The 26,426-nt window shown below is 69.2% G+C and carries 21 protein-coding genes; 7 read left to right on the top strand and 14 right to left on the bottom strand.

Annotated features, from left to right (window positions below):
* Window positions 1–104: 104 nt before the first annotated feature.
* The 4 genes from ABFT43_RS07205 to ABFT43_RS07190 form a co-directional block, all read right to left on the bottom strand.
* Window positions 105–1,028 (bottom strand): PE-PPE domain-containing protein, encoded by a 924-nt coding sequence (locus tag ABFT43_RS07205; RefSeq protein WP_347959682.1) that lies wholly within the window; start codon window positions 1,026–1,028, stop codon window positions 105–107.
* A 198-nt stretch (window positions 1,029–1,226) separates the two neighbouring features.
* Entirely contained in the window at window positions 1,227–1,400 is a 174-nt protein-coding gene (locus ABFT43_RS07200; protein WP_347959681.1) for a hypothetical protein, read from the bottom strand.
* Between the two features lie 139 nt (window positions 1,401–1,539).
* The gene (locus ABFT43_RS07195; RefSeq protein ID WP_347959680.1) at window positions 1,540–2,343 is read right to left on the bottom strand and encodes an Fpg/Nei family DNA glycosylase; all 804 of its coding nucleotides are present in this window, start codon (window positions 2,341–2,343) and stop codon (window positions 1,540–1,542) included.
* A gap of 3 nt (window positions 2,344–2,346) precedes the next feature.
* Window positions 2,347–2,826 carry a ribose-5-phosphate isomerase gene (locus ABFT43_RS07190; protein WP_347959679.1) on the bottom strand — a complete coding sequence of 160 codons (480 nt, stop codon included), beginning with the start codon at window positions 2,824–2,826 and terminating at the stop codon, window positions 2,347–2,349.
* A gap of 22 nt (window positions 2,827–2,848) precedes the next feature.
* Here ABFT43_RS07190 and ABFT43_RS07185 point away from each other — a divergent pair, with 22 nt between their 5' ends.
* Window positions 2,849–3,874, top strand: coding sequence for a M48 family metallopeptidase (locus ABFT43_RS07185; RefSeq protein ID WP_347959678.1), 1,026 nt, complete (start codon window positions 2,849–2,851; stop codon window positions 3,872–3,874).
* A gap of 45 nt (window positions 3,875–3,919) precedes the next feature.
* On the opposite strand, the gene ABFT43_RS07180 is transcribed toward ABFT43_RS07185, so the two are convergent.
* Complete coding sequence (locus ABFT43_RS07180) at window positions 3,920–4,540, bottom strand: DsbA family oxidoreductase (protein WP_347959677.1); 621 nt, start codon at window positions 4,538–4,540, stop codon at window positions 3,920–3,922.
* A 213-nt stretch (window positions 4,541–4,753) separates the two neighbouring features.
* On the opposite strand from ABFT43_RS07180, the gene ABFT43_RS07175 reads away from it, so the two are divergent.
* A complete protein-coding gene (locus ABFT43_RS07175; protein ID WP_347959676.1) occupies window positions 4,754–5,947 on the top strand; it encodes a TetR/AcrR family transcriptional regulator in 1,194 nt (397 codons plus the stop codon).
* A 39-nt stretch (window positions 5,948–5,986) separates the two neighbouring features.
* A complete protein-coding gene (gene pepN, locus ABFT43_RS07170; protein ID WP_347959675.1) occupies window positions 5,987–8,572 on the top strand; it encodes an aminopeptidase N in 2,586 nt (861 codons plus the stop codon).
* 31 nt (window positions 8,573–8,603) lie between these two features.
* Here the strand turns inward: pepN and ABFT43_RS07165 are convergent, their stop codons facing one another.
* Both ABFT43_RS07165 and ABFT43_RS07160 read right to left on the bottom strand, forming a co-directional pair.
* The gene (locus ABFT43_RS07165) at window positions 8,604–9,284 is read right to left on the bottom strand and encodes a response regulator (RefSeq protein WP_347959674.1); all 681 of its coding nucleotides are present in this window, start codon (window positions 9,282–9,284) and stop codon (window positions 8,604–8,606) included.
* Entirely contained in the window at window positions 9,281–10,882 is a 1,602-nt protein-coding gene (locus ABFT43_RS07160) for a sensor histidine kinase (RefSeq protein WP_347959673.1), read from the bottom strand. The genes ABFT43_RS07165 and ABFT43_RS07160 overlap by 4 nt, the downstream gene beginning before the upstream one ends.
* A gap of 172 nt (window positions 10,883–11,054) precedes the next feature.
* Here ABFT43_RS07160 and ABFT43_RS07155 point away from each other — a divergent pair, with 172 nt between their 5' ends.
* Both ABFT43_RS07155 and ABFT43_RS07150 read left to right on the top strand, forming a co-directional pair.
* Complete coding sequence (locus tag ABFT43_RS07155) at window positions 11,055–12,491, top strand: cation:dicarboxylate symporter family transporter (RefSeq protein WP_347959672.1); 1,437 nt, start codon at window positions 11,055–11,057, stop codon at window positions 12,489–12,491.
* A 185-nt stretch (window positions 12,492–12,676) separates the two neighbouring features.
* Window positions 12,677–13,753 (top strand): fatty acid desaturase family protein, encoded by a 1,077-nt coding sequence (locus tag ABFT43_RS07150; RefSeq protein ID WP_347959671.1) that lies wholly within the window; start codon window positions 12,677–12,679, stop codon window positions 13,751–13,753.
* A gap of 79 nt (window positions 13,754–13,832) precedes the next feature.
* On the opposite strand, the gene ABFT43_RS07145 is transcribed toward ABFT43_RS07150, so the two are convergent.
* From ABFT43_RS07145 to ABFT43_RS07135, 3 genes are all read right to left on the bottom strand, one after another.
* The gene (locus ABFT43_RS07145) at window positions 13,833–14,324 is read right to left on the bottom strand and encodes a DUF5130 domain-containing protein (RefSeq protein ID WP_347959670.1); all 492 of its coding nucleotides are present in this window, start codon (window positions 14,322–14,324) and stop codon (window positions 13,833–13,835) included.
* Complete coding sequence (gene ctaJ, locus ABFT43_RS07140; protein ID WP_347959669.1) at window positions 14,311–14,565, bottom strand: aa3-type cytochrome oxidase subunit CtaJ; 255 nt, start codon at window positions 14,563–14,565, stop codon at window positions 14,311–14,313. The genes ABFT43_RS07145 and ctaJ overlap by 14 nt, the downstream gene beginning before the upstream one ends.
* A 140-nt stretch (window positions 14,566–14,705) precedes the next feature.
* Window positions 14,706–15,359, bottom strand: coding sequence for an HNH endonuclease (locus tag ABFT43_RS07135; protein WP_347959668.1), 654 nt, complete (start codon window positions 15,357–15,359; stop codon window positions 14,706–14,708).
* A 138-nt stretch (window positions 15,360–15,497) separates the two neighbouring features.
* Between ABFT43_RS07135 and ABFT43_RS07130 the strand changes: the two genes are divergently transcribed.
* Window positions 15,498–15,935, top strand: a complete 438-nt coding sequence (locus tag ABFT43_RS07130; protein WP_347959667.1) for a globin — start codon at window positions 15,498–15,500, stop codon at window positions 15,933–15,935.
* Window positions 15,936–16,053: 118 nt separating this feature from the next.
* Complete coding sequence (locus ABFT43_RS07125; protein ID WP_347959666.1) at window positions 16,054–18,150, top strand: glycoside hydrolase family 13 protein; 2,097 nt, start codon at window positions 16,054–16,056, stop codon at window positions 18,148–18,150.
* Here the strand turns inward: ABFT43_RS07125 and ABFT43_RS07120 are convergent, their stop codons facing one another.
* From ABFT43_RS07120 to ABFT43_RS07105, 4 genes are read right to left on the bottom strand one after another with little or no spacing between them, the layout of a single operon-like run.
* Entirely contained in the window at window positions 18,151–18,837 is a 687-nt protein-coding gene (locus ABFT43_RS07120; protein WP_347959665.1) for a hypothetical protein, read from the bottom strand.
* The gene (locus tag ABFT43_RS07115; RefSeq protein ID WP_347959759.1) at window positions 18,837–19,304 is read right to left on the bottom strand and encodes an acyl-CoA thioesterase; all 468 of its coding nucleotides are present in this window, start codon (window positions 19,302–19,304) and stop codon (window positions 18,837–18,839) included. Before ABFT43_RS07115 ends, ABFT43_RS07120 begins: the two co-directional genes overlap by 1 nt.
* A 17-nt stretch (window positions 19,305–19,321) precedes the next feature.
* Window positions 19,322–21,583, bottom strand: a complete 2,262-nt coding sequence (locus ABFT43_RS07110; RefSeq protein ID WP_347959664.1) for a molybdopterin-dependent oxidoreductase — start codon at window positions 21,581–21,583, stop codon at window positions 19,322–19,324.
* Window positions 21,584–21,629: 46 nt separating this feature from the next.
* Window positions 21,630–26,411, bottom strand: a complete 4,782-nt coding sequence (locus ABFT43_RS07105) for an NAD-glutamate dehydrogenase (protein WP_347959663.1) — start codon at window positions 26,409–26,411, stop codon at window positions 21,630–21,632.
* Window positions 26,412–26,426: the final 15 nt, after the last annotated feature.

The raw sequence follows: 26,426 nt of genomic DNA, 5'->3' as shown, positions 1-26,426 counted from the left end.
CTCCCGTATCTTGTTCGACGCCGGTCGGCGACCCGATGACCACCACGTCGACATGTCGACGCACCTCTCCCCTCGAACACGTGGCTTCACCACTCGAGCGCGGATCAGGCAGCCGGGAAGTGGGTCCGCCCGGGGCCGATACCCGCGAAGGTCACCTGCACCTGCAGCCACCGGGCGATCACCTGGCACCCGGTCGACGCCGGGTCGGTGGCGGAGTCGCGGCGGTAGGGCTCGGACAGGTACGACGTGTGACGACCGCCGGGTGCGTTGGTCCACCGCCATCCCGCGACCCCCGGCATCGCGGGCAGGTAGCAGCGGACCTCCCACCAGGCCGCGGCCAGCCGGCGCAGGTCGCGGCGCCACTGTGCGGGCCGCACCGAGGTCCGTTCCGCGTTCTGGAATGCATTACGGCGCATTGTTTCCCACGTCGCTCGCAACCAGCGACCGACCGCGCGGAAGGTCATCGTGCGGGTGAGGTCGGCGATGTCGCGGACCAGCGAGTCCTCGCGCGCGTTGCAGATCATGTCGTCCGGGACCCCGACCCAGGTCGCGGGCACGCCGGGCGGCAACGGCTCGCCGGGACCGGCGACACCCCAGCCGTCGCACCCCGGGATCACCCCGGGCGGCTGATGCGGATCGGCGACGAAGCCGACACCGAGAATTCGGCCGACGACGGGATGGTCACGCTCGGCGAGCTGCGCGAGGGCGGAGCGGATCACCACGGCTCCCTGCGAATACCCCACCAGCGCAACGGGTCCCGGTGCGTCGCCGAGCAATCCGACGAGTCGTGCGGCGCCGCTTGCGACGCTGTCGGCGAAGCTCATCCCACCGGGCCTGGGCGCGGGACCATAGCTCGCCGGGTAGCCCACCCAACGGCAGATGAAGCGATCGTCGAGTTCGCCGGCGACCCCGGCGAGCAGACCCGTCACCTCGGTGCGGCGGTCGCCGAGGTGGGACTCCCCGGTTCCGCCGACGACGAACACGGTGACCGTGGGCGATTCGTTCTGAGGTCGGCTCACCCCGTCCATGATCCACTGCCGGGTTGAGAGATCACCCGTGCCCACGCTGTGGGTTCGCTGAGATCGGCGTCCCCCCGTCGGCGAGACCGCCGTCCGGCGGAGGTTTCGCGAAGTACCCCTCGGTCGCGGTGATCGCGATGAAGAAGCCGCTGCCCTAGATCACGTTCGCCCTAGATCACGTTCGCCCTCGATCACGTTCGCCCTCGATCACGTTCGCCCTCGATCACGTTCGCCCTCGATCACGTTCGCACTGTGCACCAGTCCGGCCGGGATGTAGATGCTCGCCGGCGCCTCGACCACGAACGACCCGTCGCCGAGCCTGATGTCGTGGACCAGCCGGTCGAGCGACAGCAGGATGTCGATCTCCGGACAGTCGTGCACATTCGAGAATCCTGGCCGATCGTCACGCCCCCCGCTTCCAGTCCCGTGTCCTCCCGAGAGTGCTGGATGCACCGACTGCGACAGAGCCTGCCGAGGCTGCCTGTCCACACACCTCGGGCGGTGAGTCCGATCTTGGAGTTCAGGCCTGACAGGAGGGGCACCAGTAGAGTTTGCGGGCCTCGAGTTCGGTCATCATCACCGGCGTGCCACAGATGCGGCACCTCTCTCCGGCACGCCGATAGACGTAGGTGCGTGGACGGTTCGGCGCGTACGAGGGAGCGCCGCGGTCGTCCTCGGGGCGTACCACGTGGATACGTCCGCGGCGGACGCCGATCTTCATCAGCGCGACCAGGTCGTCCCAGAGTGCGTCGAACTCGGCGCGGTCGAGCTTGCGGCCCGGACGCATGGGGTCGATGCCGGCGCGGAACAGGATCTCTGCGCGGTAGACGTTGCCGACCCCGGCGACCACCTTCTGGTCCATCAGCAGCGCACCGATGGGACGCGCCGAGCGGGAGATCGCGGCCCAGGCGCGGTCGGGGTCGGCGTCGCGGCGCAGCGGGTCCGGTCCGAGCCGCGCGATCAGGGCCTCGAGGTCACCGGGCTCGTACAGCTCGCACGCGGTCGGGCCGCGCAGGTCGGTGGCCACCTCGTCGGTGGCGATCCGCATCCGCACCGCCCCGACCGGCTCGCCGAATGGGGCGGTGAGCTCGGTGAACGCGCCGTACAGACCGAGGTGGACATGCACCATGCGTTCGGCGTCACCGTCGCGGTACCGGTGGACGAGGTGTTTACCCCATGCCTCCGCGGCGTGGAAGGTCATCCCGTCGACGAGGGACGCACCGTCGGCGAACCGCCCCTGGGGACTGCTCACCCGGACGCGTTGCCCGCCGAAGAGTCGCTGCTGCCGACGTGCGAGCCGGTGCAGCGTGTGGCCCTCGGGCACCGATCAGGCCGGCGGCTGCGGGACCTCAGGCGCCACGCCGGTGCGTTCGTACTCGGCGAGGATGTCGATGCGACGCTGGTGGCGCTCCTCCTCCGACCACGGGGTGGAGATGAACGCGTCGACGATCGCGAGCGCCTCCTCGGTGGAGTGCATGCGGCCGCCGATGCCGATGAGCTGTGCGTTGTTGTGCTGGCGGGCGAGTTTCGCGGTCTCGACGCTCCAGGCCAGCGCGCACCGGGCGCCGGGGACCTTGTTGGCCGCGATCTGCTCGCCGTTGCCACTGCCGCCGAGCACGATGCCGAGGCTGCCGGGATCGGCGACGGTCTTCGTCGCGGCGTCGATGCAGAACGCCGGGTAGTCGTCGAGGGCGTCGTACACGTGGGCGCCGCAGTCCACCACCTCGTGGCCGTTCGCCCTCAGGTGGTCGGCGATCTGGTTCTTGAGTTCGAATCCGGCATGGTCGGCACCGAGGTAGACACGCATGGCTCGACTATAGATTGGGGACGTGGACACGCCTGCGCCCATCCCCCGAGCCGAGACGAACCCGATCCCGAACGTCCCCGGCGTCGCCGATCCACTCCCCTCGCCTCCGCCGGACCCGACCCGCCGGTGGCTGCAGGCGGCGCGCTATGCGGCACGGCCACAGCTGCATCCGTGGGAGATCCCCACGCTGGTGTTGCTCATCTTCGTCACGTTGGTGGGCTATGCGGCGATCATCGCCCTCGTCGCGCTCGGCATGGTTAACCAGTACCTGCTCGGAGCGCTGGCATTCCCGTTGCTGCTCTTCCTGATCCGCGGCGTCACCTACGCGCAGCCGCGGGTGAACGGAGTGCAGATGACACCGACCCAGTTCCCCGAGGGCTATCGGATGGTCGTCGAGGCCGCCGCGCGCTTCGGCCTGGAGTACGTGCCCGACGCCTACGTCATCCTCGGCAACGGGCAGATCAACGCGTTCGCCAACGGCCACGGCTTCCGCAGGTACGTGGTGGTCTACTCCGACCTGTTCGAGGTCGGCGGGGCAGCACGCGATCCCGCGGCCCTGGAGTTCATCATCGGGCACGAGGTCGGTCACATCGCCGCCGGTCACACCTCGTATTGGCGCCAGCTCGCGACCGTGATCGGGATGAACATCCCCGTTCTGGGGAGCGCGCTGTCGCGGGCGCAGGAGTACACGGCCGACAACTACGGCTACTACGCCCGCCCGGCGGGCGCCCCGGGCGCCATCGGGGTGCTGGCGGCGGGCAAGTACATGCTGTCCGCCGTCGATTTCGACCAGTTCGCCGATCGCGCCACCCACGAACGCGGGCTCTTCGTCCACCTGGTGAATCTGCTGTCCACACATCCGGTGCTGACGTGGCGCGCGGCGGCGCTGCGGGACCGTACGCGGGCCGGGGCGTTGTGGCTCCGACCGCGCCGGATCGTGCGCGGCGTCGGCAGCGGCAACGTGGTGGAGATTCCCCCGCCGCCGCATCCGGCAGCGGTGACGCCCGGTTCCCTGCCGAACGGACTCGAGGCCCCGCCCAGGTTCTGAGCGAGGCCTCGGGTCCGATGGGCTTCCGGGTCCGGTCGGACGGGGTCAGTCGAACTGCGGTCCCTCGGTGCGGGTGCGCTTCAGTTCGTAGAAGTGCGGGTACGACGCGAGTGCGAGCGCGCCGTCCCACACCTTGCCGGCGTCCTCGCCGCGCGGGATGCGGGACAGGACCGGACCGAAGAACGCGACGCCGTTGACGTGGATGGTCGGGGTGCCGACGTCATCGCCGACCTTGTCCATGCCCTCGTGGTGGCTCTTGCGGATCGCCTCGTCGAATTCCTCGGCGTCGGCGGCCTTCGCGAGCTCCGGATCGAGACCGACCTCGCCGAGTGCGCCGGCGATGACCTCGTCGAAGTCCTTGATCCCCTGGTTGTGGATGCGGGTACCCATCGCGGTGTAGAGCGGCGCGAGGATCTCGTCACCTTTCTGTGCCGCGGCGGCCGCGATGACGCGGACCGGGCGCCACGCGCCGGCGAGCGCCTCTCGGTACTCCTCCGGGACGTCCTTGCCCTCGTTGAGCACCGCGAGGCTCATGATGTGGAAGTTCACGTCGATGGGACGGACCTTCTCGGCCTCCAGAATCCATCGGGACGTGATCCAGCACCACGGACACAGCGGATCGAACCAGAAGTCGACACGGTCTCTTGCCTGGGTCTGATCTGACATCGTCGTCCTCTCGTCGTCGGTGCGGCCTCGCGGCCGCATGTGCGGCACAACACGCCGGCGCCCCGGTCTGTTCCCCCGGGTGCACGATTCGGGACGGATGTCGTCATTTCGTGGGCCACTTCGGCCGTGCGTCGAACACAGGGCAGAATTCCGGTTAACGTCGAGCACGAAGATTGTGCCGAGTCTCGTACCACGACGCGCCGGGAGGGTGCCATGCCCGCAACGAGGAGTCAACGAGCCGAGCAGATCATCCGCGCCGCAACCGAATTGTTCACCGAGTCCGGCTATCGGAACGTGAGCATCGAACAGATCGGGGCGGCGGTGGGACTGACCGGTCCTGCCGTGTACCGCCATTTCACGGACAAGCACGAGATCCTGGTCCAGGCACTGCGCGCACAGATCGATCTCGTCGCCCGCCTCCACCGGGAGGCCGAGATGCGCGGGCGCACACCGGAGGAGGCGCTGCGTCTGTTCCTCGACGGGCTCGGCGACCTGACGGCCAACCACCACGTGTCGATCCTGTGGCGCCGCGAGCAACGCCACCTGCACCGCAAGCAGTTCGAGGAGATGCGCGGCATCTTCACCGGTTACGGCGACTACATCGCGGGCAAGATCGCGGCGTTGCGGCCGGACCTCTCCTCCGATGACGCACGACTCCTCGGTTTCACCGTGCTGTCGCTGTACTCGAACACCAACGGCACGCGCGGACGGATGACCCCGAACCGGCTGATGCAGGTCCAGCGGGCGGTCGTGCGGTCGGTCATCGACTGCGCCCTCCCCCGCGACGACGCGGCACCCGGGGCCGCCGCCGCGTCCCGGACGCGGACATGGAGTCCCGCCGGCCGTCGTGAGCGCATTCTCGACGCCGCCGCGGATCTGTTCGCGCAGCGCGGTTTCCACGATGTGCGCATCGACGACATCGCCCACGCCGCCGACGTCTCGGTCGCCACCTTCTACCAGCTGGTGCCCGGCAAGACCGAGGTACTGCACGCGATCCTGGTCCGCGGCACCGAGGGCATGCTGTACGACGCAACGAGAGCACTGGCTAGGTGCGCGCCGGGTGAGGAGCTCGACACTCTCGTCGCCACGTTCATCGGCCAGATGCTGAGCGTCCACGGCCGGATCGTGCCGATCTACACCCGTGACAGCGTGTATCTGCCCGAAGAGGCCCGCGCCGAACTCACGGCGAGCAGCCGCGAGCACCTCGCCGAGTGGATCGCGGCCCTGCGCGCGCGGGTCGCGTCGCTGACCCACGACGAGGCGGACACCCTGGCCAACCTGTTCATCGGGGTCATCGGAGACATCGTCAGCGCGCCCGACCTGCGGGCGCGTCCGCTGATCGGGGCCGATCTGACCGCCCTCGCCAACGCCATCCTGTTGCCCGCCGACGTGGTGGGCCGTCCTTGAGACGGGCCGCGTTCGCGAGTCGCCGATAAGCTGGCCTGCGTGACTGCTCCGAACCTCACCAGAGACCAGGCCCGCGAACGCGCCGCAACCATCGACGTGTCGAACTACCAGATCGAGCTCGACCTCACCGACGGGAACGGCGCTCCCGGCACCGAGACGTTCCGCTCGGTCACGACGGTCACGTTCACCGCGACCGAGGGGGCCGAGACCTTCATCGATCTCGTCGCCCCGAAACTGCACTCGGCGACCCTCAACGGCGTCGAGCTCGACGTCTCCGACTTCGACGAGTCGGTGGGCATCAAGCTGCCCGGGTTGGCCGTGGAGAACACGCTCACCGTGGTCGCCGACTGTGCCTACTCGAACACCGGTGAGGGCCTTCACCGTTTCGTCGACCCGACCGACGACGCGGTGTACCTGTACTCGCAGTTCGAGACCGCCGACGCCAAGCGGATGTTCGCGTGCTTCGATCAGCCCGACCTGAAGGCCACCTACACCCTGACGGTGAAGGCGCCCGAGGACTGGAAGGTCATCTCGAACGCGGCACACGTGGAGAACGTCGCCGCCGAACCCGGCATCCACCGGTTCCATGAGACGGCACCGATGTCCACCTACCTCGTCGCGCTGATCGCCGGCCCGTACGCCGAGTGGACCGACGTCTACTCCGACGAGCACGGCGACATCCCGCTGGGCATCTACTGCCGCGCGTCACTGGCCGAGTTCATGGACGCCGAGCGCCTGTTCACCGAGACCAAGCAGGGATTCGCGTTCTACCACAAGAACTTCGGCATCCCCTACGCCTTCGGCAAGTACGACCAGCTGTTCGTGCCGGAGTTCAACGCGGGCGCGATGGAGAACGCCGGCGCGGTGACCTTCCTGGAGGACTACGTCTTCCGTTCGCGCGTCACCAAGTACCTCTACGAGCGTCGCGCCGAGACCGTGCTGCACGAGATGGCGCACATGTGGTTCGGCGACCTGGTCACCATGCAGTGGTGGGATGACCTGTGGCTCAACGAGTCCTTCGCCACGTTCGCGTCGGTGCTCTGCCAGTCGGAGGCCACCGAGTACACCAACGCGTGGACGACCTTCGCCAACGTCGAGAAGTCATGGGCCTATCGGCAGGACCAACTGCCCTCGACCCACCCGGTGGCCGCCGACATCCCCGACATCGCCGCGGTGGAGGTCAACTTCGACGGCATCACCTACGCCAAGGGCGCGTCGGTGCTCAAGCAGCTCGTCGCCTATGTCGGCCTCGAGGACTTCCTCGCCGGTCTGCGTGACTACTTCAAGTTGCACGAATTCGGCAACGCGACGTTCTCGGATCTGCTCGGCGCACTGGAGCGCTCGTCGGGACGCGACCTGTCGGACTGGGGCGACCAGTGGCTGCGCACCACCGGGATCAACGTGATGCGCCCCGACTTCGAGGTCGACGAGTCCGGCGCGTTCACCCGCTTCACCATCGTCCAGGACGGCGCCGCGCCGGGTGCCGGCGAGACCCGTGTGCACCGGCTGCGGGTCGGCATCTACGCCGACAACGGTTCCGGCCGCATCGAGCAGACCCACAGCGTCGAACTCGACGTCGAGGGCGAGCGCACCGACGTCGCCGACCTCGTCGGGGTCAACCGCGGTGATCTGGTCCTGCTCAACGACGGCGACCTCACCTATGCGTCGATCCGCCTCGACCCGCAGTCGCTGGCCACCGCGACCGCCCGCATCGCCGACATCACCGATTCCATGCCACGCACTCTCGTGTGGTCGGCGGCCTGGGAGATGACCCGCCAGGCCGAGATGCGGGCCCGCGACTTCGTCGAGCTCGTGCAGCGCGGCATCGCCGCGGAGACCGAGATCGGCGTCGTGCAGCGCGTCCTGCTACAGGCGACCACGGCGATCGAGTCGTATGCCGATCCGGAGTGGGCCGCGAGGGTCGGGCGCCCCGGATTCAGCTCGCGTCTGCTGGAGTTGGCGCGCGGTGCCGAGGCCGGTTCCGACCATCAGCTCGCGTTCGTGAACACCTGGCTGGCCGGTCGCCTCAACGACGACCAGGTCGACGTCGCGCGGGCGCTGCTGTCCGGTTCCGATCCCGCCGACGTCGGCCTCGACGGACTGTCCGTCGACACCGACCTGCGCTGGAAGCTGGTGCGCGCGCTGGCCACCGCCGGTGCGATCGACCCGGACCCGTCGTCGACCCCGGTCATCGACGCCGAGGCCGAGCGCGACAAGACCGCCACCGGCGCGCGGCAGGCGGCCGCCGCGCGGACCGCACGCCCGCTGCCCGAGGCCAAGGCGGAGGCATGGCGTCAGGCCGTGGAGGACGACTCGCTGTCGAACATCTTCACCCGCACGATGATCGAGGGCTTCGCCCGACCCGGCCAGGACGAGCTGCTCGAACCGTATGTGGCGAAGTACTTCGAGGCCGTCCCGCAGGTGTGGGCACGCCGTTCGAGCGAGGTCGCACAGACCGTCGTCGTCGGGCTCTACCCGAGCTGGGCGATGTCGCAGCGTGCCCTCGACCTCGCCGACGAGTTCCTCGCAGCCGACCACCCGCCGGCCCTCAAGCGCCTGATCTCCGAGGGACGCGACGGCGTGGCGCGCTCGCTGCGGGCACGCGAATTCGACGCGCGCGGTTAGGTTTTCACTCTCGGTCGGTACCGGTGGGTCGTCAGCGACGTCGCCACCGGTACCGCACCTGTGGCCGACCCGCCGTTCCGTACCGGGTGGCGCGTTCGACGACGCCGTCGTCGGCCAGTCGCTCCAGGTACCGCCAGGCCGTGACCCGGGACGTGCCGACGGCACGCGCGACCTCCGACGCGCTGAGTCCGTCCACGCTGTCGCGGACCGCCCGGGCCACCGCGTCCTCGGTGTCGGCGGCCGCCCCCTTCTTCGTCGTCCGGCGGGATTCGCCGGCGCGCAGTTCGGCGAGCGCGCGGTCGACATCGCGCTGGCTGACCGCGTCGGTGCCGGCGGTGAGCGCCTCCCGGTAGCGCAGGTACTGCTCGATCTTCTCCCGGAACGCCGCGTACGTGAACGGCTTCAGCAGGTAGAGCAGGACGCCCCGGGACATGGCGTCACGCACGCTCTGCAGGTCCCGCTGGGCGGTGATCGCGATGACGTCCGGTGCAGGACGCACCCCGGACAACGCACCCGCGAGGTCGATCCCGCGGGCGTCGGGCAGACCGAGGTCGAGCAGCACCAGGTCGACCCGCCCGCTCCGGGCGGCGCGCAACGCCTCCTGAGCGGTGCCGACGGCGTCGACGACCTCGAATCCGCCCATGCGGCCGAGGTATTCACGGTGGGCCTCGGCGATGACCGGCTCGTCTTCGACGATCAGCACGCGGATCACCGCTCCGCTCCTCGTTCCCCGCTCGGCTCGGCCCCGTTCGATTCGGCCCCGTTCGATTCGGCCCCGGACCGCAGGCGCACCGTCACCACCGAGCCGTAGGTGTTCTCCGCGGTGAGTGTCCCGTTATGGCGCGCGACCACCTGCGAGACCAGCGCCAGCCCCAGGCCGCGACCGGCCTCGTCGCCGCCGGTCTTGGTGGAATAGCCGCGGGTGGTCGCCCGGGCGAACAGTTCCGGGTCCATGCCCGGCCCGCTGTCGGCGACGACGATCTCGAGAGTCTTCTCGTCCCCGACCACGCTCACCTCGACCCAGGGATCCGCCGGATCACAGGCGTCCATGGCGTTGTCGACGAGATTACCCACGACCGTGACCATCTCACCGGGGGTCAGGATCTGTATGGCCTGATCGCCGACCTTCGAGTCCTCGGTGAGCGAGAACGCTATTCCACGCTCGGACGCCTGCGCGCTCTTGCCGAGGAGCAGCGCCACCAGTGCGGGTTCGGCGACCGCCTGCGTCATCCGGTCGATGAGGTGTTGGGACAGTTCGAGTTCCGTGGTGGCGAGCCGCACCGCATCCTCGCCCCGCCCCATCTCGACCAACGCCACCAGGGTGTGCAGCCGGTTCGCGGCCTCGTGCGCCTGGGAGCGCAGGGCCTCGGCGAAGCGGGTCATCGAGTCGAGTTCGCCCATGGTCTCGGCCAGTTCGGTCCGGTCGCGCACGGTGACGACCGTCGAGCCGCGCCGGTCACGCACCGCCGACCGCGAGACCAGCAGCACGCGGTCGCCCTCCGCGTACAGTTCGTCGGCCACCGGCCCGCCGGTGAGGAAATGCGGCAGATCTGTTGCGGGAGTGTCGGTGTCGATGTCCAGCAGACGTTTCGCCTCGTCGTTGACGAGCGCCGGCCGGCCGTCCTCGACGACGATCAGCCCCTCCCGGACAGAGTGCAGCACCGCGTCGTGGTGGTCGTACATGAGGCGCAGCTCGTCGGGGGCGAGCCCGCCGGTCTGTCGCAGCAACCGACGCCGGATCCACCACACGCCGATCGCTGCGGCGAGCAGGGCCGCCGCGCCGACGAGAACGATGCGGGGCAGCTCGCCGCGCCAGGCCGAGCTGAGCGTCTCCTGGGTGATGCCGGCGGCGACCATGCCGATGACGCGGCCGTCGGGACCGCGGACCGGCGCGATCGTCCGGATCGACGGGCCGAGCGTCCCGGTGTGGGTCTCGGTCATAATCTCGCCGTGCAGCGCCGCATCGATGGTGCCGAGATAGGGCTCCCCGATGCGCGCCGGGTCGGTGTGGGTGTACCGCGTCCGGTCGGGGGCCAGGACGGTGATGAAGGCGAGGCCGGTGTCGAGGCGGATGCGTTCGGTGACGGGTTGGAGGAGTGCGCTCGGATCGGGTGAGGTGAGCGCCTCCGCAGTCGACGGCGCCTCGGCGAGGGCGACCGCGATCCCGGTGACCTCGGCGCGCGCGGCGTGGTCGCCGTCGACGCGGGCGTCGATCGCGGCGAGGGCACTGCCCGCCAGGACGACGATGGCGACGACGACCAGCGCCAGCGCCGCCACCTGACCGGCAAGCGTCCGCGGATACCACCGCATGCCCTCGGCCCCCGCTTCGTCGTGTTTCGAAGTGCCCCGTCTCGGGCTATTCCCCGGTGTCGGTGAACGAAATGAACAGAACCGTGACCGTCGTCACCGAGCCGGTCCACAATCCTAGTCACCGACGACGCCCGGACATCGGTGTCCGGGCAGACGAGGAGTGAAGCAGCCGATGAACTTCGACCCGAAGGCCGGTGACCTCCCGGCCGACGCGCTCGAGCCGCAGCATGACGGCTCGGCAGACCGGACCGGCGCCCCGAGGCCCAGGCGCGACCGCACGCACTGGCTCTACATCGCCGTCATCGTCGCGGTGATCGCCGGTGTCGTCGTGGGTCTCGTCGCGCCGGGCTTCGGGAAGGACATCGGCTGGCTCGGCACCACATTCGTCGGGCTGATCAAGATGATGATCGCCCCGATCATCTTCTGCACGATCGTGCTCGGGATCGGTTCGGTCCGCAAGGCAGCGACGGTCGGCAAGGTCGGCGGTCTCGCCTTCGTCTACTTCCTCATCATGTCCACCGTCGCCCTGGCGATCGGGCTGGTCGTCGGTAACGTCATCAATCCCGGTGAGGGACTCAACATCTCGGCCACGTCAGGGGAAGGCGCGAAGCTCGCCGACAAGGCCCACGAGGCCGGCGGCACCATCGAGTTCATCCAGGGCATCATCCCCACGTCGCTGGTCTCGGCGCTGACCGACGGCAGCGTGCTGCAGGCTCTGTTCGTGGCGCTGCTGGTGGGCTTCGCGATCCAGGCGCTGGGTCGCACCGGTGAGCCGATCCTGGTCGCGGTCGGGTACTTCCAGAAGCTGGTCTTCAAGATCCTGACCATGGTGCTGTGGATCGCGCCGATCGGCGCGTTCGGCGCGATCGCCAACGTCGTCGGCCAGACCGGCTGGGCCGCGGTGGGTCAGCTGGTCACCCTGATGCTCGCCTTCTACCTGACCTGTCTGGTCTTCGTCTTCGGCGTCCTCGGTGTGATGCTGCGGGCGTTCGCCGGCGTGTCGATCTTCCGCCTGGTCCGCTATCTCGCCCGCGAGTACCTGCTGATCTTCGCGACCTCGTCGTCGGAGTCGGCGCTCCCCCGCCTCATCGCCAAGATGGAGCACCTCGGGGTGGAGAAGACCACCGTCGGCGTGGTCGTCCCGACCGGTTATTCGTTCAACCTCGACGGCACCGCGATCTACCTGACGATGGCCTCGATCTTCATCGCCGACGCGATGGGCGATCCGCTCTCCATCGGCGAGCAGATCGGCCTGCTGGTCTTCATGATCATCGCGTCGAAGGGTGCGGCCGGGGTCAGCGGCGCCGGACTGGCCACCCTCGCCGCCGGCCTGCAGGCGCACCGCCCCGAGATGCTCGACGGCGTCGGCGTCATCGTGGGCATCGACCGGTTCATGTCCGAGGCGCGCGCCGTCACGAACTTCTCCGGCAACGCCGTCGCGACCCTGCTTGTCGGCTCGTGGACCAAGACCATGGACAAGCAGCAGATCGACGCCGTGCTGTCGGGCCGCGACCCGTTCGACGAGGCCAACATGGTCGACGGCGAGCACCGTCCGACGGGCTCGGGCACTCCGGACGCGACGCCCGAGAAGGTGCCTGCCGGCCGTTGACGGGCCGGCCGGGGCGCCGCGCAGATCGGCTCGCGGCCCGGTGGCGGCGGATCTCTGGCATAGTGGGTACCGCCCCTTGATGCATCGCAGTCCCGGCTCATGTCTCTCGTGACGCGCCCGGTCTGACGAAACGGCCGATTCCCCGGCGTACCAGGCACCGACCAGAAGGCCAGAGGTACGCCCCCTTGACCCTTGCAGAGCTGACGCACGCGCCCCGTGCGACGACCACCCAGAAGTTCACGAGCTCGTACACCGAGCTGGCCGCCGAGGTCCGGTCGTCCGGTCTCCTCGACCGCCGCCGCGGCTTCTACATCGCGCGCATCGCGCTGACCGTCCTCGCCTTCGTCGGCGTGTGGGCGTCGGTGATCGTCGTCGGCGCGAGTTGGTGGCAACTGGTGTTCGGCGCCGCGCTCGCCGTGATCAGCACCCAGTTCGGATTCCTCGGGCACGACGGGGCACATCGGCAGATGTTCACCTCCGCCGGCGCCAACGAGTGGACGGCACGCCTCGTCGCCGCCGCGGGCGCGGGGCTCTCGCTGCACTGGTGGCGCAACAAGCACAACCGTCACCACAAGGGCCCGAACCAGATCGACGTCGATCCCGACATCGCCGACGGCCCCATCGCGTTCACCCCGGAGAACGCGGCGCAACGATCGGGTCTGTACGGCTGGTTCACCCGCCGACAGGGCTGGTTCTTCATCCCGCTGCTGACGCTCGAGGGCGCCGCACTCCACGTCGCGAGCATCCAGGGCCTGACGTCCCGTACCCCGGTGCCTCACCGTGCGCTCGAGCTGTCCTTGATCGTGGCCCGGCTGGCGGCCGGGTTCGTCATCCCGTTCCTGGTGATGTCCCCGGCGCAGGCCGTGGTGTTCATCGCCGTGCAATTGGGCGTGTTCGGGCTGCTGCTCGGCGGCTCGTTCGCGCCGAACCACAAGGGCATGCCGCTCGTCCCGAAGTCGATGCGCGTCGACTTCCTGCGCCGCCAGGTGCTGATGTCCCGCAACATCCGCGGCGGACGGGTCACCGACTTCATGATGGGCGGGCTCAACTACCAGATCGAGCACCACCTCTTCCCGAGCATGCCGCGCCCGAACCTTGCGAAGGTGCAGCCGCTGGTGCGCGCGCACTGCGCCCGCCACGGCGTCGCCTACACCGAGACCTCGTTGCTGGGCTCCTACGGCATCGTCATCCGCTATCTGAACCAGGTCGGCCTCGGCGAGCGTGACCCGTTCACCTGTCCGCTGGTGCAGATGTACCGCTAGACCCGCGCACCCCGCGGCACACGAAAGGGGCCGCCCACCGATGGTGGGCGGCCCCTTTTCGAGACTCTGTGGACCGGCCTCAGTTCGCTGCGGCGGCGGTGGCCATCACGCGCAGCGCGGCGATCAGGCCGTCGATCAGGTTGCCCTGACGGAAGGCGCTGACCGCTGCGGTCACGCCCAGCGCGGCGACGCGATCGTTGACGCGGCCCGACACCTCCTTGCCGGAGACGATGACGATGTCGCGCGTGTTCGGCGAGACGGCGATCAGGGTGCCGTACGCCGGTTCCGGCGCCTTCGCGAGGATCGCACGGGCGCTCGCCTCGAGATCGTCACCGGCCAGGTCGCCGATGTAGACCGAGAAGCGCACGAGCGCCTTCTCGCTGGCGGCCTTCAGCGTGTCGTCGAGAGCGATGAGCTCCTTCTTGCTGAACGGCGGCGTGGTCGGGGCGTCACCCGGGAAGCGGGCCGCGGAGATGCGACCGCTGTTGGTGATCACCGTGCCCTCGGGCAGCTCGGCGGCCGACCGGGCCGCGACCTCTGCAGTCTTCTGCGAAACCTCACCACTTGCCACTTGCCGAGCTCCCATCCAGATCGCCGGGTTCCACATGTCGCGGAAGTGCCATCGGCTCGATGTCGGTGGCACTGAAGAGAAGCGGTTCGCGCTCCCACCGCTGGTCGAGGGTGTACTCCTTGACCTCCGGGTACTTGACCCCGCCGGAGAACACCATCGAGACGATGCAGAGCACGACGAAGAGCACCGTCACGATCGTGACTGGCACTCCGATGGGGACGATCAGGCTGTCGATGTCCATGTCACCCTTTCGATGGTCGCGCCGGACCCGCCCGGTTGTCGGCGCAGGTCATCGTTGATCAATCTAGCCCACAACACCACGCCCGGTGCACCGACCCCTACAGCACGTCGTAGATCGTGCGGTACCCCGTTTGCCGGGCCTCACGCGGCCCCCGCGTCGATGTACTGCATCCAGGCCGGGTCGATGTCCTTGACCGCGGCCAGCAGGCTCCAGTGGCGCCCCTTGGGCGCCGTCGGCCGGGTCCGCAGCGTCCACCCCAGTTCGCTGAGCAGGCGGTCGGCCTTGCGGTGATTGCACGATGCGCAGCTGGCAACGCAGTTCTCCCAGGTGTGCGCGCCGCCGCGGCTGCGCGGGACGACGTGGTCGATGGTGGTGGCGGGCCTGCCGCAATAGCCGCAGCGGAAGCGGTCGCGGTGCATCAGCGCGGCGCGGGTCAACGGCACGGCCCCGCGGTACGGAACCCGGACGTACTGGCGCAACCGGATGACGGTGGGCACCGGAACGGCCCGCGCCGCCGAGTGCAACGCGACGCCGGACTCGTCGGCGTGGACCATGTCTGCGCGACCCCGCAGCATCAGCACCACCGCGCGGCGGATGCTGACCGCACTTAGCGGCTCATAGGTGGCGTTGAGGAGCAGGACCCGGCGGCGTGTCCACGGATGTGAGGTGCGTTCGGCCTCCGGCGAGGACTCGTCCTCCCCGTGCAGCCCCTCCCTGAGCGGCCCCTCCCTGCGCGGCCCCTCCCTGCGAAGCGAGGTCACAGGATGTGTCTTCTCGTGTGATCGGTGTGTCATCCGACCTCCCGACATGCCTGCCGTGAACAGGTTGACCTGCACAGTTCACCACGGACTCCGATTTCGTGCAGCAGAAATGCGACACCGCCGCCACACCCGGCGAAGGCCACGTTGAGGGCCGCCCATCGGGTGAGGACAATGGCGGCTGTGACTGGACCCGGCAACAGCCCCCGCGACACCCAGACCCAACCGACCCGCAGCTTCTACGAGGAGGTCGGCGGGGCGGAGACCTTCCGACGCCTCACCGAGGTGTTCTATGCCGAGGTGGCCAAGGACGAGGTGCTGCGACCGCTGTACCCGGAGGAGGATCTCGGCCCGGCCGAGCGCCGGCTGCGGATGTTCCTCGAGCAGTACTGGGGCGGACCCCGGACCTATTCCGAGGAGCGCGGTCACCCGCGCCTGCGGATGCGGCATCATCCGTTCCGCATCGGACCGATCGAACGCGACGCGTGGCTTCGCTGCATGCACACCGCGATCGCCTCGATCGACGACGAGACCCTCGACCCGCCGCACCGTCAGGCGCTCATCGACTACATGGAGATGGCCGCGCAGTCGATGATGAACTCCCCCATCTGACGCCGCTCACCGCCCACGGAATTCGCAAATCGGGCAGGTTTTCCGCGCCTCCTGGTGTCGACACGCCGACGACGCGCCGATGACCTGTGTGTCCGCACCCGAACACCGTTAGGGCAGAATGACCACGGTGAGCGATGAGACACGAGATGTTGTCCCCGCCGAGCCTTCTGACGGGGGTCAGCCCGACGGCGCACACACCGACGTTCCCGACACGCCGGTCTCTGAGCACGTCTCGGACATCGACGAGGACACGAACCTCGAGGCGGCAGAACCGTCGGAGGCCGAAGACGTTTCGGCCGAAGGCGATCGTGCGGTCGCCGAACAGGGAACGGACGTCTCGGAAGTCGGGGACGCCGTGACCGAGCAGTCGGGAAAGACCCCCGAGATCGCCGGTGAGGCAGCCGAAGCCGACACCCTCGATGACACCCTCGATGACGAGGCCATCGAGGCCGATCTCGACGAGACCCTCGATCCCGGCGTGACGGCCGCCGAACCGGATCTCGACACAGAGGCCGACGCAGCGGCCGACGCAGCGGCCGGGGCGCCGTCCGAAAACGCCGACGACACAAGCGGGACCGAGGTAGCGCCCGGCCCCCGCATCGCGTACCAACTCGACCCGCGCGACGACACCTGGTGGAAGTCCGCGGTGTTCTACCAGATCTACCCGCGGTCGTTCGCCGACTCCGACGGCGACGGCGTGGGCGACCTCACCGGCGTCATCCAGCGTCTCGGCTATCTCGAACTCCTCGGCATCGACGCCATCTGGCTGAGCCCGATCATGCGCTCGCCGATGGCCGATCACGGCTACGACGTCTCCAATCCACGCGACATCGACCCGCTCTTCGGCGATCTGGAGACCTTCGACATCCTCATCGCCGAGGCCCACGACCGCGACATCCGCGTCACGATGGACCTCGTCCCCAACCACACGAGCGACCAGCACGAGTGGTTCCGGGCGGCACTCGCGGCAGGTCCGGGAAGCCCGGAGCGCGAACGCTACATCTTCCGCGACGGCCGCGGCGACAACGGCGACGAGCCGCCCAACAACTGGCACAGCATCTTCGGCGGTCCGGCATGGACCCGGGTGACCGAACCCGACGGCTCCCCCGGCCAGTGGTACCTGCACATCTTCGCCGCCGAGCAGCCGGACCTGAACTGGGAGCACCCCGACGTCTGGGCGGATCTCGAGAGGACGCTGCGGTTCTGGCTCGACCGCGGGGTGGACGGTTTCCGCATCGACGTCGCCCACGGCATGGCCAAGCCCGCCGACCTGCCGGACATGGACCTGTCCAGGGCGTCGCTGCTCAGCAACGACGACGACGATCCGCGGTTCAACAACTATGCGGTGCACGACATCCACCGCAAGATCCGCTCGGTCCTCGACGAGTACCCGGGCGCGGCGAACGTCGGCGAGATCTGGGTCAACGACAACGAGCGGTTCGCCGAGTACCTGCGTCCCGACGAACTGCACCTGGGCTTCAACTTCCGTCTGGCCAAGGCGCCGTTCGAGGCCGGCGCGATCCGCGAGGCGATCGAGAACTCGCTCGACGCGGTGCTGTCGGTGGCCGGCACCCCGACCTGGACGCTCTCGAATCACGATGTGACACGAGAGGTCACGCGGTACGCGCCCGTCGATCCGGAGACCGGCGAGCTCGATCTCGTGCGCGGCACCCGCCGGGCGCGGGCGATGATCGTCGTCGAGATGGCGCTGCCCGGTTCCGTGTTCATCTACAACGGCGCCGAGCTCGGCCTGCCCAACGTCGACGACCTGCCCGACGAGGTGCTGCAGGATCCGGTCTGGGAGCGGTCGGGTCACACCGAGCGCGGCCGTGACGGCTGCCGGATTCCGCTCCCCTGGGAGGGCACCGAGCCGCCGTTCGGGTTCAGCTCGTCGCAGCGGACGTGGCTGCCCATCCCCGAGTCCTGGCGGTCGCTGACGGTCGAGGCACAACTCGAGGATGTGGGCTCGATGCTCTCGCTGTACCGCGCCGCGATCGAATTGCGGGTGCAGCGGCCGGAATTCGCCGGCGACGCGGTCGAGTGGTACGGCGCGCCGGAAGGATGCCTCGCATTCCGGCGCGACGAGGGCCACCTGGTGTGCGCGCTGAACGCCGGTGAGGATCCGGTGCCGCTGCCGCCGGGCGAACTGCTGCTGATCTCCTCGCCGCTCGTCGACGGGATGCTGGCGCCGGATTCGGCGGCCTGGCTGGTGTGACTAGAGCACCGTGACCGACAGGTCGCGGTGGCGCCGCTGGTAGATCGATCCGTAGCGCGCGTCGATGCGAATCCACGCCGCGGACAGGCGGATTCGCACCGGCTCTGTCTCGTCGACGAGATCGGTCGACGACGTCTCGGTGACCGCCCTGCCGTCGCGGTCGCGGATGAAACCCATGCCGGTGAGCGCGAAGACCGACCGCATGGTGATGCCGGCCCGCAACGCGCCGTCGTCAGAGGCCACCGCGAGGACGTCCTGGTCGAGGAGTCCGGTGGCGGGACCGTGCGCACTCCCCTCCTGCCGGGCGACGCGGGCACCCTCCCGGGCGAGTTCGACGACGCTGCGGGCCGGCACGTCGTCGACGTGCCGGTAGCCGACGGCCGCGGGAAGCGCTCCGCGCCAGGCGGAGTCGAGGGAGAAGCCCGGGTCGACGGGCGCTCCCGGCTCGGCCGCGTTGAGCGCGCTGCGCAGATGAGTCGCGTCGCAGACGAGATCGTTCGGCGCGACGCGGCCGGTCACCGCGCGAGTGGCGAGCACCTCGAAGCCGGTGTGCGTCCACAGCGCCAGCAGCCCGTCCGGGCGGGTGACGACGCGGACCACAGCCGCATCTTCCAGGCGCAGGGCGTGAGCGAGGAACGCCGAGGCGTTGCCCCGGTCGGATGCTGCGATCTCGACAAACCGCTCCATCAGTGCGCCGCGCCGGTCGCGTCGTCCCTGCGGAACCCGGCGAGGTACTCCTTCTGCTCCGGGGTGAGTCGGGCGATGCGCTGGTTCTCCACGTCGAAGGCCACCAGTTGGGTGCTGGCGACGACCGCAGGCCTCGACGACTGCGCGACCCCGGCCGGACGCACCTCGTAGCCGACCGTGAAGTCGACGGCGCGCAACCGCTGGACGTACATGGTGACCCGGAGCGGGCCTTCGGAGTGCCGCAGCTGGGCCTGGTACTTCACGTGCAGGTCGGCGACCAGACACCCCTCACGCAGCGGCGCCGTCGGCCGTCCGTCGACGAACAGCCACGGGATCCGCGCCTCTTCGAGCAGCGTGACCATGCGTGCGTGGTTGATGTGCTGATAGACGTCCATGTCCGACCAGCGCACCGGGACCTCGACCACGTATCCGTCGGCGGTGGCGATTCCGGAATCCTCGTTGAGCACGATGACAACCCTACGCATCAGGCGGGTGCGACCTCCACGCGCAGCCCGTTGAGCACCGCGGTCCCGGACAGCGGGTCGAGGCGGCTGCCGTCGTTGAGCGCGTTCACGTTGACGCCCGGGTCGGTGGCGGCGACGTGCAGGCGCGTCGCGGAGTCGTCGTGCCCCCAGCCGTGCGGCAACGACACCACCCCGGGCCGGACGTCGTCGGTGATCTCCACCGGCACCGTGAGCGTGCCCGCCGGTCCGCGGACCACCGCCATGCCGTCGACACCGAGTCGCGCGGCGTCGTCGGGATGGATCTGCAGGGTGCACCTGTTGGTGCCGCCGAGAAGTCCCGGCAGGTTGTGCATCCACGAGTTGTTCGATCGCAGATGGCGCCGCCCGACGAGCAGCAGCGTCCCCGCTTCGGCCTGCGTCGCGCCGGCGTCCAGTGCGGCCCGCAGGCGGGCGAGGTCGCCGACGAGCGGGCCAGGCGCCAGCTCGACCTTGCCGGACTCGGTCCGCAGGATGCCGGGCAACCGTGGACGCATGGGCCCGAGGTCGATGCCGTGCGGGGCGGCGAGGACGTCGGCGAACGTGAGGCCGTCACGGGCGCCGAACGCGTCGCCGTAGGCACCGAGCCGCAGCATCATGTCCAGTCGCCGCAGATGGCCGGGTGCGTCCGGCAGCATCGCGACGAGCGTGTCGACGTCGCGCCCCGCGACCGGCGAATGCGGGTCACGCACCTCCTTGGCGAGGGTCGCGGCGATGATCTGCTCGTCCACCAGTCCCGGATCGGCGTCGACCCCCATCCCCGACAGGCCCAGCACCAGGCGCTCGATGATCTCGATCTCGTCGGGCCGGCCGTTCTCGCGCGGCAGCACCGGGGGCGAGTACCGGACGGTGGCGCGCACCGCGAGGTTGTCGAGGATCGCGTCGAAGTGCGGGCTCTGTGACGGCCGCGGCGGCGGCAGGATGACGTCCGCGTGTCTGGTGGTCTCGTTGAGATACGGGTCGATGCTGACGACGAACTCCGCGACGTCGTCGAGGGCCTTCGCCAGACGTGCGCCGTCCGGGGCGGAGAGCACCGGATTGCCCGCGACGGTGACCAGTGCCCGCAGTTGGCCCTCGCCCGGGGTCTCGAACTCCTCGGCCATCGCCACCGCCGGCAACTCGCCCGCCACCTCCGGGTGGCCGGACACCCGGCTGCGCCATCGCCCGGTGCGAAAACCCCTGCCCGGCCGGGCCGGTCGGGGTGCCGGAGCCGTCGGCGCGGTCGGGAACATCACCCCGCCGGGACTGTCCAGGTTGCCGGTGAGGATGTTGACCGCGTCGATCAGCCAGCTGCCCAGGGTGCCGAACTCGACCGTGCTGGTGCCCAGTCGTCCATAGACCGCCGCGGTGGGCGACGCCGCGATGTCACGGGCCAACCGCCGGATGTCGGCAGCGGGCACATCGCAGTACGCCGCGACCTTCTCCGGCGTGAGATCGGCGATCTCCCTTCGCAGTTCCTCGACGCCGAGGACGAGTTCGGCGATCCCGCCCAGGTCCTCGGCGACGAGGTCCTCGTCGAACAGGCAGGACACGACGCCCGCGAGCAGTGCGGCGTCGGTGCCGGGTCGCGGCGCGATGTGCGTGTCGGCGAGCCGGGCGGTGCGCGTGCGCACCGGGTCGATCACCGTGAGACGGCCGCCGCGGTGGCGTAATGCGTTGAGCCTTCCCGGGAAATCGGCGACGGTGGTGACACTTCCGTTGGACACGACGGGGTTGGCCCCGATGACGACGAGGTGATCGGTGCGGTCGATGTCGGGCACTGCGAAGGTGCCCGCGCGCCCGTACAGGTAGCCGCTCGCGACCTGCTTGGGCATCTGGTCGAGAGTGCTGGCGCTGAACACGCTGCAGGTGCCGATCGCCTTGGCCAGCACCGGCGTGTACATGGCGCCCGCGATCGTGTGGGCGTTCGGGTTGCCGATGTAGAAGCCCACCGACGACCCGCCGTGGGCGTCGATGACCGCGCGCAACCGTTCCACCGCGAGGTGCAACGCCTCGTCCCAGCCGGCCTCGACGAACCGTCCATCGCGTTTGACCAGTGGCGTATCGAGTCGGTCGGGATCGTTGTCGAGCTGTGGAAAGGTGGCTCCCTTGGGGCAGAGGTAGCCGTGGCTGAACACGTCCTCGCTGTCCCCGCGGGCACCGGTCACCTGCTCGCCCGAACCGTCCGGGCGGCGGTCGACGACGAGGCTCAACCCGCAGGTCGCCTCGCACAACGGACAGATCCTGAGAGCGGCGCGCCGGGTCATGCCCCTCAGGCTAGGACGACCGGGCGGCGGTCAGGGCCGAAATGGGTCAGCGGATCACGCTGCGCAACTGGCGGGCGGCCACGGAGAGCGTCGCGAGGTCGAGGGTGCCGGTCTCCTCGATCTCCTCCAGCATGCTGCGCACGCGACTGAGCCGGCTGGACTGCGACGACTCCCATTCGGCGATCTTGTCGGCGGTCGGCTCGTCGGGTTCGCTGACCTCGAGGATCTTGAGGGTCAGCGACCGCAGTGCGCCGTGCATGTCGTCGCGCAGGGCCAGGCGGGCCAGCGCGTGCCAGCGGTCGCCGTACTCGAGGTTGGACACCGCGGTGAGCAGGTCCTCGAGGCCGAAGTGCTCCATCACCGCGAAGTACAGCTCGCCGACCTCCTCGAGGTCGCGTTCGGCGATGTCGGCGGCGTCGATGATGTCGAGCAGGCAGAAGCGGTGCAGGCTGCCGGCGACGTCGTGCGCGAGATCCTGCGGCACGCCCTTGTCGATGTAGACGTTGGCGCGGTCGGCGATGTCGCGGAGCGAGCTCTCCCCGTACCAGTCCTCCGCGATCGTCGAGAGGCGCCGCACCCGTTCGGCGTAGCGCGTGATCTCGGCCGCCAGCGCGAGCGGCTGCGGACGGAACGCGAGCAACCACCTCGACGCGCGGAACAGCAGGCGCCTAGCATAGAGCATCATCTCGTCGATCGCCCCGACCGGCGCCGGCGCATGTCGGATGCGTTCCAAAAGCTCTGTGGTGTCGAAGATCTCGCTGGCGACGACGTAGGCGCGCACCCCTTCCTCGGTGGTGCACCCGCTCCCCTCGCGCAGCCGGAACAGATGGGTGATCCCGGCGCGGTCGACGACCTCGTTGACCAGGCCGGTCGCCACGATCTGGCGGCGCAGGCGATGGCCGGCGATGTGGTCTGCGAACCGTTCTCGCAACGCCTCCGGGAAATAGCGGGCGACACGCGGCGCGAACACGTCGTTGTCCGGGAGGTCGGTCTCGAGCAGATCGGACTTCGCCTGCAGCTTCACATGTGCCATCAGGGTCGCGAACTCGGGTGAGGTCAGCCCGCGATGCAGTTCCCCGGCGACGCGCTTGCGCAGTTCGCGCGGTTCCGGCAGCGCCTCGAGTCGCAGATCCACGCCGCGCTCGCGGGAGAGGAACTGCAGCATGCTGGCGTGCACCTCGACCCGCGCGAGTTCGAAGGCGCGGCAGAAACCGAGTTCGGAGTTCTGTGAGATGTTGTCCGCGAGAACGAGATCCGCGACGTCGTCGGTCATCGACTCCAGCAGCGGGTCACGATCCTCGGGTGCGAGATCCCCGGTCGAGACCGCCGAATCGAGCACGATCTTGATGTTGACCTCGTGGTCGGAACAGTCGACACCGGCCGAGTTGTCGAGGGCGTCGGTGTTGATGCGCCCGCCGGCCAGATCGAATTCGATACGACCGCGTTCGGTGACGCCGAGGTTGCCACCCTCCCCGATCACCTTGGCGCGCAACTGGTTTCCATCGACGCGGATCGCATCGTTCGACTTGTCGCCGACGCTCGCGTTCGACTCGGTCGACGCCTTCACATACGTGCCGATGCCGCCGTTCCACAACAGGTCCACCGGGGCGAGCAGGATCGCCCGGATCAGTTCCGGCGGCGACATCTCCGTCACCCCGCCCTCGATGCCGAGAGCCGCGGCCATCTCGGGGCTGATCGGGATCGACTTGCGATCCCGGGACCACACCCCGCCGCCGGCGCTGATGAGGTCGGGGTCGTAGTCGGCCCAGGACGAGCGCGGCAGCTCGAACAGGCGTCGGCGTTCGACGTAGGAGCGGGCCGCGTCCGGGTCGGGGTCGACGAAGATGTGGCGATGGTCGAAGGCGGCGACGAGCCGGATGTGTTCGCTGCGCAGCATGCCGTTGCCGAAGACGTCGCCGCTCATGTCGCCGATGCCGACGACGGTGAAGTCCTGGGATTGTGTGTCGATGCCCATCTCGCGGAAGTGGCGCTTCACCGATTCCCACGCGCCGCGTGCGGTGATGCCCATCGCCTTGTGGTCGTAGCCGGCCGAACCGCCGGACGCGAAGGCGTCGCCGAGCCAGAAGCCATAGGACAACGCGACCTCGTTGGCGATGTCCGAGAAGGACGCCGTGCCCTTGTCTGCGGCGACCACCAGGTACGTGTCGTCACCGTCGCGTCGCACCACGTCGCGGGCCGGGATGACCTGGCCGGTCGCGCGGTCGATGTTGTCGGTGATGTCGAGCAGGCCGGCGATGAACTGCCGGTAGCAGGCGATGCCCTCGGCCCGCTGGGCGTCCCGGTCGCGGGCCTGGTCCCCGGTCGGGGCCGGTGGGCGCTTGACGACGAATCCGCCCTTGGCCCCGAGCGGCACGATGACCGCGTTCTTGACCGCTTGCGCCTTGACCAGTCCGAGGATCTCGGTGCGGAAGTCCTCCTTGCGATCCGACCAGCGCAGGCCGCCACGGGCGACGGCGCCGAACCGCAGGTGCACACCCTCGACGCGCGGCGAGTAGACGAAGATCTCGTGCAACGGACGGGGTTCCGGGGTCTGCGGGATCTCGCGGGGGCGCAGCTTGAACGACATGACGGGCCGACCCTGCCCGCTCGCCTCGTCGACGACGAAGTAGTTCGTGCGGGAGGTCGCCTCGACGACCGCGGCGAACGCGGACACGACGCGGTCGGCGTCCAGGTTGAGCACGGTGCCGATGTCGGCGTGCAGCTGCTCCCGGATCCGTTCGCGTCGTCGCGGATCCGCCGATTCCGGGTCGAAGGAGGCGACGAACAGGTCCACCAAGCCGCGGGTGATCGACCGGTGTTGCCCCAGAACGCTCGCGACATGGCTTGTGCTGTAGGCGAATCCGCACTGCCGGAGGTATCGGCCGTACGCGCGTAGCATCGCCGCCGACCGCCAGTCCAGGCCGCACCGGATGATCAGTTCGTTGTAGGCATCGACCTCGGCCGCGCCCAGCCAGATCTGCCGGAACGCGTCCGTGAACCGTTCGGAGAGGTCGCCGGCGTGGTCGAGATCGACCGACATCCCCTCGGCGAGCTGCACCCCGAACTCGTACGCCCAGCACGGTGTGCCGTCGGCACGCCGGATGTCGTAGGGGTGTTCGTCGAGGACCTCGAGACCGAGGCTGTGCAGCACCGGCAGCACGTCGGTGAGGGTCGCCGCCTCGCCGCACAGGTAGAGGATGAAGCACCACCGCGACGGCTCCGCGGCGTCGATCTGTCCGGTGTCACCGGGAGGGCCGTCTGTGGTGTCGCCGGCCGCCTCGTCGACCGCGGTGAGCGCCACCTCGATGTCACCGGGTTCGAGGGCGAAGACCCGGGTCAGGTCCTCGACGGCCTGCCGGGGTTCGCGGAGCTCCTTGTAGTCGGCCGACAGCGAGGACAGCTGCCGCAGGATGAGATCCGGTCCGCCGTCGATCTCGGGCAGGTCGGCGGCGGTGGTGACGATCTCGCGTACCCGCTCGTCCCAGCTGCGGATCGCGGAGGTGAGCGCCGCCTGCAACCGCGCATGTGTCGGCGAACCGGTGTCGAGGGAACCGAGCTGTTCGACGGTGGCCGGGTCGACGCACACCAGGACCTGCAGCAGCGCAAGGGGTGTCTCGCTGACCCGCGCCGTGAACTCCACCGCGGTGCCGTTCAGTTCCTCGAGCAGCGCTTTCTGCAGCGCGAGGCGGGACTGGGTGTTGTAGCGGTCCCGCGGCAGGTAGATCAACGCGACCGCCGTGCGATTGTCGACGGTGGTGCGCAGGAACAGTCGCAACGACCGGGTCGATACCGCGTCGAGCATCTCGCTGATCCGCCGGTACAGCTCGTCGGTGGAGGTGGCGAACATCTCGACCAGCGGATAGGTCTGCAGGAGTTCGATCATCGACTGCCCGGCGTAGGAGCTCTCGTCGACCCCTGCCCGGCCGAGCACGTCGTGCACCCTGGTCCGCAGGACCGGGACGTCGAGGACGGTCTGGTGCAGTCCGGCGGAGGTCAGGGTGCCCAGAAAGCGATGTTCGCCGTCGTAGTTGCCGTGGCTGTCGAACGTCGGGATCTGCAGCAGCACAGGGAAATCGGAGCGCTGGATTCCGGTGACCACGAACACCCTGCTGGCCCGCGGCAGCAGTGGCGGCGCGGTGACCGGCGGAAAGTCGCGGCTGATGCCGTCGGCTCGCCAGACGCCCAGACGTTCGTCGGTCTCCGACTCCCCGTCGGGACCGACGCGGCAGTATCCGAGGAGGTGGAAGTGATTTCCGGCGAACCATTCGAGCAGCTTGGCGTACTCGTAGCGGTCGGTGTTGCGGATCGCGGTCGACTCGCGCACCGGCGCCACGGACATCTCGGCGGCGGCCTCGGTCATCCGGGTCTTCATGCGCTCGGCGTCCCGGTCCACGTCGGCAACCCGGGCGACCACCTCGTTGAGGTCGGCGCGCAGCTGGTCCGGGTCGACCCCGGGCAGTCCCGTGCGGGCGCCCACGAAGATCCAGGATTCCCAGATGGCGTCGTCGACGTCGTCGACGGTCTCGAGGCGCCCCTCCGCGTCGCGGCGGACCGGTATCACGGGATGATCCATCCGCTCGACCGCGAGATCGTGGGCTTCGACGGTCGCCAGGACCGCCTCGACCATCATCGGCATGTCGTCGTTGACCACGACGATCTCGACGGCGTCGGACTCGCCGGCGGTGACCTCCACGATGATCTGTCCGGGACGTCTGCGTCCCGCGGTCTCGAGGTGACGCACCACCTGCCCGGCAACGCTCTCGGCCGCCGAGCCTTCGGCCCGGGACCTGAAGTAGTGGTTCACCGCGTCCGGCACGAGTGACGTCACATCGCCGATGCTAGT

Origin of the sequence: Gordonia aurantiaca (assembly GCF_039939235.1) — a bacterium.
Lineage (GTDB): Bacteria > Actinomycetota > Actinomycetes > Mycobacteriales > Mycobacteriaceae > Gordonia.
This window is presented reverse-complemented; position numbering and strand designations above follow the sequence as displayed.